The sequence below is a fragment of the Serratia sp. JKS000199 genome (genome assembly GCF_900215455.1).
In the GTDB taxonomy this organism is placed as follows: domain Bacteria; phylum Pseudomonadota; class Gammaproteobacteria; order Enterobacterales; family Enterobacteriaceae; genus Serratia; species Serratia ureilytica.
In genome coordinates, this window is record NZ_LT907843.1 from 1011653 (window position 1) to 1024784 (window position 13132).

A 13132-nucleotide genomic window follows, 5' to 3' on the forward strand; every position below is an offset into this window, starting at 1 on the left:
GGGGGACAATGCTGGTCTTCTTCCAGTGCAGTAACATGACGTTATGATATACAGGAAGATGATGGAATGAGCCACCAAAGAGCACCCAGCCGACGGCGACGAGAGTGCTGTTGTTAAGTCCCGTTTGTGACGCCATCTCTTTGAACAGTGGCGAACCCACAAGCAGCGTTTCTATGTTGAAACCTGCACATTGATAGGGAGGCTGGCGTAAGCGACGCTCAGAGATAGGATGCTTTATGCCTGACGACGAGGCCGCGACAGCAGGTGTTGCGGGCTGCTTCAGGCAACAAAAAACCCGATAATCTTGAACCTAAAAGGCGGGATTATCGGGCTCCACAAAATGGGGACATCAAAGAAAAGCAGTGGCACTAATTCAGACTGCGGCCCCCAACGAAAGTTCTGGCCGGCGACAAAAAAATCAAAATATTTTTATCGCCGATCCATCTCTCCCGCTAATCGATCAGCCGAGTATGCCCGGCCATAGCACCACGATGAGTGAACCCGCCAGCGTTAACAGCACGTTAGCGATGGCGTAGGTGCCGGCGTAACCCAGCGCCGGGATGTTGCTGCGCGCGGTATCGCTGATGATCTCCATCGCCGGTGCGCAGGTGCGGGCGCCCATAATCGCGCCGAACAGCAGGGCGCGGTTCATGCGCAGCACGTAGGCACCGAACAGGAAGCAGATAATCACCGGCACCAAGCTGACGATCAGCCCGGCGATCAGCATCTGGCCGCCGACCGCGCCCAGGCTGTGGCCGATGCCGGCGCCGGCGCTCAGGCCTACGCCCGCCATAAACACCATCAGGCCGAACTCTTTCACCATGTTCAGCGCCCCCTGCGGAATGTAGCCGAAGGTCGGGTGGTTGGCGCGCAGGAAGCCGAGCATAATGCCGGACATCAGCAGGCCGGCGGCGTTGCCGATGCCGAACGAGAAGTTGCTGAACTGTATGGTGATCTGGCCGATCAAAAGGCCGATGATGAAGAAGGCGCAGAACGCCAGCAGATCGGTCACCTGGCTGTGAATCGAGATAAAGCCAATTTTCTCCGCCACGCTCTTCACCCGGCGCGCGTCGCCGCTCACCTGCAGCACGTCGCCTTTGTTGAGCACGATGCTGTCGTCGATCGGCATTTCGATCTGGCTGCGGATCACGCGGTTGAGGAAGCAGCCGTGGTCGGTCAGCTTCAGCTGGCTCAGGCGTTTGTTCACTGCGTTGCTGTTCTTCACCACGATCTCTTCGGTCACGATGCGCATGTCGAGCAGATCGCGATCGAACACTTCCTTACCGTTGCGGAAGCTCGGATCCAGCCGCGCGTGGGCGTCCGGGTAGCCGACCAGCGAGATCTCATCGCCCACCTGCAGCACCGCGTCACCGTCCGGGTTGGCCAGAATGCCGTTGCGGCGGATGCGTTCGATGTAGCAGCCGGTCTGGCGGTAGATGCCCAGCTCGCGCAGGTTCTTGCCGTCGGCCCAGGCCACCAGCTCGGGGCCGACGCGATAGGCGCGGATCACCGGCAGGTAGACCTTGCGCTGGCTGTCGGTGTCCAGGCCGCGTTCACGAGCGATTTGCTGGGCGGAGGTGGACAGATCCTGGTGCTGCAGCTTCGGCAGGTAGCGCGCGCCAAAAATCAGGCTGACCAGACCGATCAGGTAGGTGAGGGCATAGCCGAGGCTCAGATGATCCTGCGCCGCCAGCAGCGCCGGGCCGTTGACGATGGTGTTGCGCAGCGTATCGCCGGCCCCCACCAGCACCGGCGTGGAGGTCATCGAGCCGGCCAGCATGCCTGCGGTCAGGCCGATGTCCCAGTGGAACAGCTTGCCGAGACCGATGGCGATCACCATCGCCGAACCGACCATCACCAGCGCCAGCATCAGGTAATTTTTGCCGTCGCGGAAGAAAATCGAGAAAAAGTTAGGCCCGGCTTCCACCCCGACGCAGAAAATAAACAGCATGAAGCCGAGATTCAGCGCCTCGGTGTTAATGGCGAAGTGTTGCTGGCCGAGCAACAGGGAAACCACCAAAACGCCAATGGAATTACCGAGTTGGACGGAGCCCAGACGGAGTTTACCGAGGCACAGCCCCAGCGCGAGTACCACGAACAGTAACAGAATGTAGTTACCGTTTAACAAACTAGCGACGTTTATGTTCACGGAGGATAACTTATTGTTTACCAGTAAGTGCTTGATATAGATAACTATAAGAGATAAATTCAGCCTTAAAACGACGTCATAAATCACCACCAGCAGAAAGCGAAGCGAACCATCGTTCGGCGGCGTTCATTCTAGACGCTATGACCGATGACAGCCAGCACAGAAAGCTGATTTCCTGCGCCGCCGTGCGCATTTAACTCTCTTTTGACCAAGGAAAAAATTCGGTTCAGCGTCACCTCACGGGTGGCCGGGCTGATTTCTATTGATGCGGTAATTGGGCGGGGGAGAATTCGCATGACGAGTTATCGATATTGGCTGGGCATTCTCAGCTGTTTTCTGTTGTTCAACCTGGTGTTTCTCGGCCAGCAAACCGGCCTGTTCGGCAGCACGGATCATGAGCACCACGGGGAAACCGGCCTGCTGCTGTTTGTGATCCCCGGCGCGATCGCCAGCTATCTGTCGAGCCGCAAGCGGCTGCTGTGTCCGCTGCTGGGGGCGCTTTATGCCTTGCCGCTCTGCCTGCTGATCCGTCACTTCTGGCTGACGCCGTCCTATTCGTTCTGGCAGGAGCTGGCTTATGCCACCAGTGCGGTGTTCTGGTGCGTGTTCGGCGCGATGCTGATGCTGTTCGCCCTCGGTCTGTTGCACACGCTCCAGCAGCTGCATCGGCGGCAGCGGCAATAAAAAAAGGCGCGTTAAGCGCCTTTTTTTGTCGTTCAAAAACTTACTGGAACAGGTTCAGGTGTTCTTTAGCGTAAGCTTCGAAATCGGTGCAACCGCCGATGTGCTTCTCGTCCAGGAAGATCTGCGGCACGGTTTCAACCGGTTTACCGACGGTTTTTTCCAGATCGGCCTTGGTGATGCCTTCCGCGTGGATGTCAACGTAACGGAAGTTGAAATCGTCGCGTTCTTCAGTCAGTTTTTCCGCCAGTTCTTTAGCGCGGACACAATAAGGACAGCCAGGACGCCCGAAGATTACTGCAAACATGCAACGCTCCTTAATTGGATTTTCAAAAAATTGTTCGCTACCGCAACGACATCCCGTCACCGAAAAAGTCATTACCTGCGTCAGATGGCGCCTACTATGCCCGTTGAGGCGGTGAAAAAAAAGCAGGAATTACCTGTTAATCTGATTCATGCAACCAATTAGTCTGCCGGGGCTGTCGTCGTCGACGGGAATTCACTACACTGGGGGCAGACCTTCTGGAGAAGAAAAATATGCGTTCATTCGGTGACTTACCGCGCCCAGTGCTGGTGTTGGAAGGGCTGGGCATCGTGATGCTGGTATTGGCCTACCTCAGCATTCACGGGCACCTGCAGCTGCCGGGCTGGCTGGCGTCGCAGCAGGCGGCGGTCGGCATGATTTTCCTCGGCGTGGCGCTGATGGTGCCGGCGGCGGCGTTTCTGGTATGGCGCGTGGTGCAGGGGTTCGGGCCGCTGATGCGCGGCGGCCTGCCGCCGGAAAACGATCGCCGCAAGCCGCAAGATACGGACGTATCGAAAAATCATCAGGACAGCGATCCGCGCGCCTGAGCGCCGCGGCCGCTAACCCGCCTGCGGGGCAGGCGTTGGCCTTTTTGGGGTGACGAGTGAAAATTGCCATTCTTTCTCGCGACGGATCGCTCTATTCGTGCAAGCGGCTGCGTGAAGCGGCGGAAGATCGCGGGCACAGCATCGATATCATCGATCCGCTTTCCTGTTATATGAACATCAACCCGGCGGCGCCGACCATTCACTATCGCGGCCGTCAGTTGGAGCGTTATGACGCGGTGATCCCGCGCATCGGTTCCGCCATCACCTTTTACGGCACCGCGGTGCTGCGCCAATTCGAGCTGCTTGGCAGCTACCCGCTCAACGAATCCGTGGCCATTACCCGCGCCCGCGACAAGCTGCGTTCGCTGCAACTGTTGGCCCGGCAGGGTATCGATCTGCCGATCACCGGTTTCGCCCATTCACCGGACGATACCGGCGATCTGATCGAACTGGTCGGCGGCGCGCCGCTGGTGGTCAAGCTGGTGGAAGGCACGCAGGGCATCGGGGTGGTGCTGGCGGAAACTCGCCAGGCGGCGGAAAGCGTGATCGACGCCTTTCGCGGCCTGAACGCCCATATTCTGGTGCAGGAGTACGTGCGCGAAGCGCAGGGCCGTGACGTGCGCTGCCTGGTGGTGGGCGGCCGGGTGGTGGCCGCCATCGAGCGGCAGGCGAAGCCCGGCGAGTTTCGTTCCAACCTGCACCGTGGCGGCAGCGCCCGCAAAGTGACCATCACCGCCAGGGAGCGGGCGATTGCGGTCAAAGCGGCGAACACGCTGGGGCTGGACGTCGCCGGGGTGGATATCCTGCGCGCCGAGCGCGGCCCGCTGGTGATGGAGGTCAACGCCTCACCGGGGCTGGAAGGGGTGGAAACCACTACCGGGCTGGACATTGCCGGCATGATGATCGAATACATCGAGCAGCGCGGCCGGCCGGGGTTCCGCCTGAAATCGGGCGGCTGACGGTACGCGCGTTGCGCTTTTCCCGCCGAGCAATATCTTAATTAGTGAATTAAGCCGCATTGATCGTGGCGTATCGGGTGAATATTCCGTAAGCTATGCGCCTTTTCGCGTTTTGAATATTGTGAGGCTGGTTATTATGGATTCACTCATTGTCCCCGATTTGGCGCTGTTGCGGCGCTGGCTGGATCAGTCGGGCATTTCTTTCTTTGAGTGCGATTCCTGCCAGGCGCTGCACCTGCCGCACATGCAGAACTTCGACGGCGTGTTCGACGCCAAGATAGATCTGGTGGACAACGTCATTCTGTTCTCCGCGCTGGCCGAGGTGAAGCCGACCGCGCTGATCCCGCTGGTGGCGGATCTGAGCCAGATCAACGCCAGCTCGCTGACCATCAAGGCCTTTGTCGACATTCAGGACGACAACCTGCCGAAGCTGATCGTCTGCCAGTCGCTGAGCGTGGCGGTCGGCATCACCTACGAGCAGTTCACCCACTTCATGCAGCAGGGCGAAGAGCAGGTCTCGATGGTGATCCTCGAGGCGCGGGCGAACGATCTGCTGTTTATGGGGGACGAAGAAGAGATCCCCGCTGGCGCCGTGCGTCAGCCGATGCTGCACTGATCCTCGCTGTACCTTAAGCATGCCGTCGCTCCGGCGGCATGCTGCCGTGATTCCCCTCCGCAATTAAATATTCTGCACTTTGGCCTCTGTCGCCCGATCTTTCTCGGCTTTTAAGCCGTTAATGCCGTATCACATAGAGAAAAATTGCATAAAAAATCGATAAATGGCGTTTTTTACCCTGGGGGCTGGCGGGTTGCGATGGCAGCGGCTATGCTGCTGATTCTGCAAAGGGCTTGCGATTTCCCTTGTAACCACGCGAGCAGGGCAGTGCAAAAAGGCGCATGCAATCATATGCATAGCCATTCATTTCGCGGTTGCAACGATTGCGCTCAATCAGGAAAGGTTTTGTATCGCTGCAGATACAAGTTCAATTCTATGATTTACCCTGTTTTGGAGGAAGTTACGGATGGTCACCCAACGTAAAAAGTGGTTATCGGGTGTGGTTGCCGGTCTGTTGATGGCCGCGTCCGTCACGGCGTCAGCCGAAGAGAAAACGCTGCACGTGTATAACTGGTCCGACTATATCGCGCCGGATACCCTGGCCAAATTCCAGAAAGAAACCGGTATCAAAGTGGTGTACGACGTCTTTGACTCCAACGAAGTGTTGGAAGGCAAACTGATGGCGGGCAGCACCGGTTACGATTTGGTGGTCCCTTCATCCAACTTCCTCGAGCGTCAGTCGCAGGCCGGCATTTTCGAGCCGCTCGACAAGAGCAAGATCCCCAACTACAAAAATCTCGATCCCGAGATGCTGAAGCTGGTGGCGCATAACGACAAAGACAACAAATACGGCATCCCTTACATGATGGTGACCACCGGCATCGGCTATAACGTCGACAAGGTGAAGGCGGCGTTGGGCAAAGACGCGCCGGTCAACAGCTGGGATCTGATCTTCAAGCCGGAAAACCTGGAGAAGCTCAAGAGCTGCGGCGTCTCCTTCCTCGATGCGCCGAGCGAAGTCTACGCTACCGTGCTGCATTATCTGGGCAAAGATCCCAACAGCACCAACGCGGCGGACTACACCGGCGCGGCCAACGATCTGCTGCTGAAGCTGCGGCCGAACATCCGCTATTTCCACTCTTCTCAGTACATCAACGATCTGGCGAACGGTGACATCTGCGTGGCGATCGGCTGGTCCGGCGACGTGATGCAGGCGGCCAACCGCGCCAAAGAGGCGAAGAACGGCGTGAATGTGGCCTATGCGATCCCGAAAGAGGGGGCGCTGACCTACTTTGACATGTTCGCTATGCCGGCGGACGCCAAAAGCAAGGACGCCGCCTACCAGTTCCTGAACTTCCTGCTGAAGCCGGACGTGATGGCGGACATCAGTAATCACATTTACTACGCCAATGCGGTGAAAGATTCCACGCCGCTGGTGAACGCCGAAGTGCGCGATAACCCGAACGTCTATCCGCCGGCCGATTTGCGCGCCAAGCTGTTCACGCTCAACGTGCAGTCGCCGAAGCTGGACCGTGTCATTACCCGCGCATGGACTAAAGTTAAAAGCGGGAAGTGATGATGGGGGAGCCCCCCATCGTCGGTAAACCGGCAGGCGGGTGTTCCCCGCCTGCATTGCCGTTTTGGGCCACGGCGCTCGCCGTGGTTTTGTGCCGCTTTACGCCGGAGAGCACCCCGATTGAACGACGCTATTCCTCGTCCTCAAGCCAAGTCGCAGAAGGTTTTCACCCCTCTGCTGGAAATCCGTAACCTCACCAAAACCTTCGACGGGCAGAATGCGGTCGAAGACGTCAGCCTCACCATCTATAAGGGTGAGATCTTTGCGCTGCTTGGCCCGTCCGGCTGCGGCAAGTCCACCTTGCTGCGCATGCTGGCCGGTTTCGAACCGCCGACGGAAGGGCAGATCGTGCTCGACGGGCAGGATATGTCGCATGTGCCGCCGTACCAGCGGCCGATCAATATGATGTTTCAGTCGTACGCGCTGTTCCCGCACATGACCGTGGAGCAGAATATCGCGTTTGGCCTTAAGCAGGACAAAATGCCGCGGGCGGAGATCGCCGAACGGGTGGCGGAAATGTTGGCGTTGGTGCACATGCAGGAGTACGCCAAGCGCAAACCGCACCAGCTTTCCGGCGGCCAACGGCAGCGGGTGGCGCTGGCGCGCAGCCTGGCCAAGCGGCCGAAGCTGCTGCTGCTGGATGAGCCCATGGGCGCGCTGGACAAGAAGTTGCGCGACCGCATGCAGCTGGAAGTGACCGACATTCTCGAGCGCGTCGGCGTGACCTGCGTGATGGTGACGCACGATCAGGAAGAAGCGATGACCATGGCGGGGCGCATCGCCATCATGAACCGCGGCAAGTTCGTGCAGATCGGCGAGCCGGAAGAGATCTACGAGCATCCGAACAGCCGCTTCAGCGCCGAATTTATCGGTTCGGTCAACATTTTCGACTGCGTGCTGCAAGAGCGCCACGACGATGCGCTGATCCTGCAAAGCCCGGGGTTGCGCCATGCGATCAAAGTGGATCCGGACGCCTCGGTGGTGGACGGCGTGCCGATCCAGGTCGCGCTGCGGCCGGAAAAGATCCTGCTGTGCGAACAAGTGCCGGAAGACGGCTGCAACTTCGCGGTGGGGGAAGTGGCGCACATTTCCTATCTGGGCGATCTGTCCATCTACCACGTGAAACTGCACAGCGGGCAGATCATCAGCGCCCAGCTGCAAAACGGCCACCGCTTCCGCAAGGGGATGCCCACCTGGGGCGATGAAGTGCGTCTATGTTGGGAAACCGACAGCTGCGTCGTGTTGACGGTGTAGTGGATCCGGTGAGGAGTAACCCGTATGACCCTGCTTTCTGAACGCGCGCCGGAACCGCCGGCCAAAGCGCCCGGCGCCCTCAGGGCGCTGTTACATCGCCTGCTGATGGCCCATGGCCGCAAGCTGGTGATCGCGCTGCCGTATTTATGGCTGACGCTGCTGTTTATGCTGCCTTTCCTGATCGTGTTCAAGATCAGCCTGGCGGAGTTGGCGATGGCGGTGCCGCCCTACACCGAGCTGATGAGCTGGGTGGACGGCAAACTGAACATCGCGCTCAACTTCGCCAACTACCTGCAGCTGACCGACGATCCGCTGTATATCGACGCCTATCTGCAGTCGCTGCGCGTGGCGGCGATTTCGACGCTGTGTTGCCTGATCATCGGCTATCCGCTGGCCTGGGCGGTGGCCCACAGCAAGGCGTCGACCCGCAACATTCTGCTGTTGCTGGTGATCCTGCCTTCCTGGACCTCGTTCCTGATCCGCGTCTATGCCTGGATGGGCATTCTGAAAAACAACGGCACGCTGAACAACTTTCTGATGTGGTTAGGGGTGATCGACCAGCCGCTGGTGATCCTGCACACCAACCTGGCGGTATATATCGGCATCGTCTATTCCTACCTGCCGTTTATGGTGTTGCCGATCTACACGGCGCTGATCCGGCTGGATTACTCGCTGGTGGAGGCGTCGCTGGATCTGGGCGCCCGGCCGCTGAAAACCTTTTTCAGCGTGATCGTGCCGCTGACGCGCGGCGGCATCATCGCCGGCTCGATGCTGGTGTTCATTCCGGCGGTGGGGGAGTTCGTGATCCCGGAGCTGCTCGGCGGGCCGGACAGCATCATGATCGGCCGCGTGCTGTGGCAGGAGTTCTTCAATAACCGCGACTGGCCGGTGGCCTCGGCGGTCGCCACCATCATGCTGCTGTTGCTGATCGTGCCAATATTGTGGTTCCACAAGCACCAGAACAAGGAAATGGGAGGCCAGGCATGAACAACTTGCCGGTAGTGCGTTCACCGTGGCGCATCGCCATCCTGACTGTCGGCTTTACCTTCCTGTATGCGCCGATGCTGATGCTGGTGATTTACTCCTTCAACAGCTCCAAGTTGGTGACGGTGTGGGCCGGCTGGTCCACGCGCTGGTATAGCGAACTGTTCCACGATTCGGCGATGATTAGCGCGGTGGGGCTCAGCCTGACCATCGCCGCCGCCGCCGCCACTGCCGCGGTGGTGCTGGGCGCCATCGCTGCGGTGGTGATGGTGCGTTTCGGCCGTTTTCGCGGTTCGACCGGTTTCGCGTTTATGCTGACCGCGCCGCTGGTGATGCCGGACGTGATCACCGGCCTGTCGTTGCTGCTGCTGTTCGTGGCGATGGGGCACGCCTTCGGTTGGCCGTCGGAACGCGGCATGTTCACCATTTGGCTGGCGCATGTCACCTTCTGTACCGCTTATGTGGCGGTGGTGATCAGTTCGCGCTTGCGCGAGGTGGATCGCTCAATTGAAGAGGCGGCGATGGACCTGGGGGCGCCGCCGCTGAAGGTGTTTTTCGTCATCACCTTGCCGATGATTGCGCCGGCGCTGATCTCCGGCTGGATGCTGGCGTTTACCCTGTCGCTGGACGATCTGGTGATCGCCAGTTTCGTCTCCGGCCCGGGCGCCACCACGTTGCCGATGCTGGTGTTCTCCAGCGTGCGCATGGGGGTGAATCCGGAAATTAACGCGCTGGCCAGCCTGATCCTGCTGGTGGTGGGCATTCTCGGCCTGATCGCCTGGTGGTTTATGGCGCGCTCGGAAAAACAACGATCGCGTGAATTGCAGCGGGCGGCCCGTAGCTGAATCGTAACAAACCTGCTATTTTTGCAATCAATAAGTATTGCAACTAACTACCTGACTTTACATGCGCCATTTGAATGGCTCCAATGAATTTCACACTGCCGCCAACAACGCGGCAATGCGAAAGGCGTAGGGGCAGTGGCGCGTCGTAGCGGAACACGGATATGTCAGACATGCTGAAAAGCGGGCAGGGAATAAGATCGACTTCAGATGCGCCGGTGCCGGTGATGGTGGCGGGCACCGCCATGGTGGCGATCAAGTGTATCAGCGTGGTGCTGCTGCTGGGCGAGCTGGGCGTCGACGGCGCGAAGGAGTTTGTCAGCACCAGCGCGCAGGCGTGGGATTCCACCTTTATCTTTCTGGCCGGGCTGATGCTGCTGTGCCTGCAAATCAGCTGCGGTTTTGCGGTGATGCGCGGCCGCAACTGGGGGCGCTGGGGCTACGTGGCCTGTCAGTGCATCGTGGTGCTTTACCTGCTGCTGGCCACCATCGGCAGCGTCTTCCCCGAGGTATTCACCGTGGAAGGGGAAACCAGCGGCCAAATCCTGCACGTTCTGATCCTGCAAAAGGTCCCCGACGCGGTGATCCTGGCGCTGCTGTTCGTCCCCACCGCCAGCCGCCGCTTCTTCACCGCGCGCAAGTGAGATTTTAGGTGCGCGGAGTGGTAAACTCTGCGCCCTTAATTCGTCATCCTGGACTTCACGGTATCTTCATGCATTGCGCTTTGTATACGGCGGGCACCTGCCGTTCCTGTCAGTGGCTGGAAAAGCCCTATTCGCAGCAGCTGGCCGACAAACAGCATCACCTGCAATCGCTGCTGGCCGGGCGCGATGTCGCGCAGTGGCTGCAGCCGGCGGCGGGGGAACTGAGCGCATTTCGCAATAAAGCCAAGATGGTGGTCAGCGGCAGCGTGGAGCGCCCGCTGCTCGGCATGCTGCACCGCGACGGCACGCCGGTCGATCTGAGCGACTGCCCGCTGTATCCCGCCGGCTTTGCGCCGATGTTTGCGGTGCTGAAAAGCTTCATCGCCCGCGCCGGCCTGACGCCGTATAACGTGGCGCGCAAACGCGGCGAGCTGAAATACCTGCTGCTGACCGAAAGCACGCTCGACGGCGGCGTGATGCTGCGCTTCGTGCTGCGCTCGGAAACCAAGCTGGCGCAGCTGCGCGCCGCGCTGCCGTGGCTGCAGCAGCAGCTGCCGCAGCTCAAGGTGATCTCCGCCAATATTCAGCCGGTGCATATGGCGATCATGGAAGGGGAGCGCGAGATCGCGCTGACCGAACAGCAGGCGCTGGAGGAACAGTTCAATCAGGTGCCGCTGTTCATCCGCCCGCAAAGCTTCTTCCAAACCAACCCGCAGGTGGCCGCCGATCTGTATGCCACCGCCCGCGACTGGGTGCGCGCGCTGGGTATCGACAGCATGTGGGATCTGTTTTGCGGCGTCGGCGGTTTCGGTCTGCACTGCGCGCAGCCGCAAACTCGCCTGACCGGCATCGAAATCAGCGCGGAAGCGATCGCCTGCGCGCGCCAGTCGGCGCAGCGATTGGGGATGCTGCAGGTCGATTTTCAGGCGCTCGATTCCACCCGCTTCGCCACCGCCGAAGGGCAGGTGCCGCAGTTGGTGTTGGTCAACCCGCCGCGCCGCGGCATCGGCCAGGCGCTGTGCGATTATTTGAGCCGGATGGCGCCGGATTACATTCTGTATTCCAGCTGCAACGCCGAGAGCATGGCGAAAGATATCGAGATGTTGCCGGGATACCGCATCGAACGGGTGCAGCTGTTCGACATGTTCCCGCATACCGCGCACTACGAAGTGTTGACGCTGTTGGTGCGGCGTTAAAGGCGCTTTTTGGCAGCCGTGTAAGCCGCTGAACGTTCGCGTTTGCCCACAGACAGGACCAGAACCACGATCTCCGTTTCCATGACGCGATATACCAAACGAAAGCCTGAGGCTCTGAGTTTGATTTTGTAGCAATCGGGCAAACCGGCGAGTTTGTTGGCGGGGACGTGGGGATTAACCAGCACCGATGCCAGCTTTTTTTTGAACTGTTCCCGGATCACCGGGGACAGTTTTTTAAATTCCTTCAGCGCATGTTCTTCGAATTCAAGCTTATAAGTCATCCAAATTGACCTTAATGCGTTTGCCGTTCATCCGTGAACGAACGATTTCAGCGAGTTCGATATCTTCCAGGTATTCCGCGATCGCCTCCCAGGTTTCCGGAGAGACGTAATATCCCGAAATCTTACCGTTGGTCAGGACGGCGACCGGTTGCCCTTGTGCCTCTTTAAGGGCGGCGTTGGGCGATTTTTTAAAATCGCTGATGCTGACTGCGGAGTCGGCGAGAATGGGTTGAACCGTCATGATGTTATCCTTGATGCTAAATTCAGTATCAAATTTAGCACTAACCGAATGGGGTGGCAATCGGATGGAGCCGCCGAAGGATGGCGACTCCACATGCGGACTTACTGCGGGAACCATTTGTCGTTGATGGCCTTGTAGGTGCCGTCGGCCTTGATGGCGTCCAGCGCGGCGTTCAGCTTGGCCAGTAGCGCCTGGTTGTCCGGACGCACCGCGATGCCAAGGCCGGTGCCGAAGTATTGCGCATCGGTGATATGTTCGCCGACCGGCGCCAGCTGCGGGTTGGTTTTCAGCCACTCGTTCACTACGGCGGTATCGCCGAAGACGCCGTCGATACGGCCGTTTTTCAGCTCCAGAATAGCGTTCTGGTAGCTGTCGTAAGAGACGGTGTTAATCTCCGGGTGCTTGTCCTGCATGTATTTCTGGTGGGTGGTGCCGTTTTCCATGCCGAGCTTTTTGCCTTTCAGATCAGCCAGCGAGCTGAACTTGCCTTTTTGCGCGATCACAATCGCCGAGTTGGCATAGTAAGGTTGGGTGAAGGCGACCTGTTTGCTGCGCTCCGGCGTGATATCCATACCGGAAATCACCGCATCGTATTTTTTGAATTTCAGCGCGGCGATCAGGCTGTCGAACGCCTGGTTGGTGAAAGTGCACTGCGCCTGCATCTGTTTGCACAACGCGTTGGCCAAGTCGATATCGAAGCCGACGATCTGGTTGTTGGCGTCCAGCGATTCGAACGGCGGATAGGTGGCGGAGGCGGCGAAGCGGATAGTCTCGGCTGCGGTGGCGTTAAAGGTCATTCCGGCCAACATCGTCGCGGCAAGCAGCAGTTTTTTCATGCGTAGAGCTCCTGTCTGGATCCTGAAAGTGATTATTTCGCTATCGTTTGTTTTTACTGGTAATCGCCAGAGGTTTTTGCG

The 13132-nt window shown here is 58.9% G+C and carries 15 protein-coding genes; 10 read left to right on the forward strand and 5 right to left on the reverse strand.

All coding sequences use genetic code 11. The features are described 5' to 3' along the window. Positions 1-460: 460 nt before the first annotated feature. Positions 461-2149 (reverse strand): aspartate:alanine antiporter, encoded by a 1689-nt coding sequence (locus CPH57_RS04905; protein ID WP_004938680.1) that lies wholly within the window; start codon positions 2147-2149, stop codon positions 461-463. Between the two features lie 294 nt (positions 2150-2443). On the opposite strand from CPH57_RS04905, the gene CPH57_RS04910 reads away from it, so the two are divergent. Then, positions 2444-2833 carry an inner membrane protein YbjM gene (locus CPH57_RS04910; protein ID WP_033642521.1) on the forward strand — a complete coding sequence of 130 codons (390 nt, stop codon included), beginning with the start codon at positions 2444-2446 and terminating at the stop codon, positions 2831-2833. A gap of 40 nt (positions 2834-2873) precedes the next feature. On the opposite strand, the gene CPH57_RS04915 is transcribed toward CPH57_RS04910, so the two are convergent. After that, the gene (locus CPH57_RS04915; protein ID WP_004938676.1) at positions 2874-3137 is read right to left on the reverse strand and encodes a GrxA family glutaredoxin; all 264 of its coding nucleotides are present in this window, start codon (positions 3135-3137) and stop codon (positions 2874-2876) included. Positions 3138-3367: 230 nt separating this feature from the next. On the opposite strand from CPH57_RS04915, the gene CPH57_RS04920 reads away from it, so the two are divergent. The 9 genes from CPH57_RS04920 to rlmC all read left to right on the forward strand — a co-directional run bounded on the left by CPH57_RS04920 (position 3368) and on the right by rlmC (position 11693). Beyond that, the gene (locus CPH57_RS04920) at positions 3368-3682 is read left to right on the forward strand and encodes a YbjC family protein (protein ID WP_042784084.1); all 315 of its coding nucleotides are present in this window, start codon (positions 3368-3370) and stop codon (positions 3680-3682) included. A gap of 56 nt (positions 3683-3738) precedes the next feature. Further along, positions 3739-4641, forward strand: a complete 903-nt coding sequence (gene rimK / locus CPH57_RS04925; protein WP_033642523.1) for a 30S ribosomal protein S6--L-glutamate ligase — start codon at positions 3739-3741, stop codon at positions 4639-4641. A 136-nt stretch (positions 4642-4777) separates the two neighbouring features. Next, positions 4778-5257: a YbjN domain-containing protein gene (locus CPH57_RS04930; RefSeq protein WP_004938666.1), complete on the forward strand. Its 480-nt coding sequence runs from the start codon at positions 4778-4780 to the stop codon at positions 5255-5257. A gap of 406 nt (positions 5258-5663) precedes the next feature. Then, complete coding sequence (potF, locus tag CPH57_RS04935) at positions 5664-6773, forward strand: spermidine/putrescine ABC transporter substrate-binding protein PotF (protein WP_033642524.1); 1110 nt, start codon at positions 5664-5666, stop codon at positions 6771-6773. A 120-nt stretch (positions 6774-6893) separates the two neighbouring features. After that, entirely contained in the window at positions 6894-8027 is a 1134-nt protein-coding gene (potG, locus tag CPH57_RS04940; protein WP_046686754.1) for a putrescine ABC transporter ATP-binding subunit PotG, read from the forward strand. 24 nt (positions 8028-8051) lie between these two features. Next, entirely contained in the window at positions 8052-9014 is a 963-nt protein-coding gene (potH, locus tag CPH57_RS04945) for a putrescine ABC transporter permease PotH (RefSeq protein ID WP_096242100.1), read from the forward strand. Next, on the forward strand, positions 9011-9856 hold the full coding sequence (potI, locus tag CPH57_RS04950; RefSeq protein ID WP_042784088.1) for a putrescine ABC transporter permease PotI: 846 nt from the start codon (positions 9011-9013) through the stop codon (positions 9854-9856). Before potH ends, potI begins: the two co-directional genes overlap by 4 nt. A gap of 161 nt (positions 9857-10017) precedes the next feature. Further along, positions 10018-10497, forward strand: coding sequence for a YbjO family protein (locus tag CPH57_RS04955; protein WP_046686756.1), 480 nt, complete (start codon positions 10018-10020; stop codon positions 10495-10497). Between the two features lie 68 nt (positions 10498-10565). Further along, positions 10566-11693 (forward strand): 23S rRNA (uracil(747)-C(5))-methyltransferase RlmC, encoded by a 1128-nt coding sequence (gene rlmC / locus CPH57_RS04960; protein ID WP_046686757.1) that lies wholly within the window; start codon positions 10566-10568, stop codon positions 11691-11693. Here rlmC and CPH57_RS04965 read toward each other — a convergent pair. The 3 genes from CPH57_RS04965 to artJ all read right to left on the reverse strand — a co-directional run bounded on the left by CPH57_RS04965 (position 11690) and on the right by artJ (position 13051). Further along, on the reverse strand, positions 11690-11974 hold the full coding sequence (locus CPH57_RS04965) for a type II toxin-antitoxin system RelE/ParE family toxin (RefSeq protein WP_033633469.1): 285 nt from the start codon (positions 11972-11974) through the stop codon (positions 11690-11692). The two genes, rlmC and CPH57_RS04965, sit on opposite strands and share 4 nt — an antisense overlap. Beyond that, on the reverse strand, positions 11964-12215 hold the full coding sequence (locus tag CPH57_RS04970) for a type II toxin-antitoxin system Phd/YefM family antitoxin (RefSeq protein WP_004928423.1): 252 nt from the start codon (positions 12213-12215) through the stop codon (positions 11964-11966). The genes CPH57_RS04965 and CPH57_RS04970 overlap by 11 nt, the downstream gene beginning before the upstream one ends. A gap of 101 nt (positions 12216-12316) precedes the next feature. After that, the gene (artJ, locus tag CPH57_RS04975; protein ID WP_015377297.1) at positions 12317-13051 is read right to left on the reverse strand and encodes an arginine ABC transporter substrate-binding protein; all 735 of its coding nucleotides are present in this window, start codon (positions 13049-13051) and stop codon (positions 12317-12319) included. Between the last annotated feature and the right edge of the window lie 81 nt (positions 13052-13132).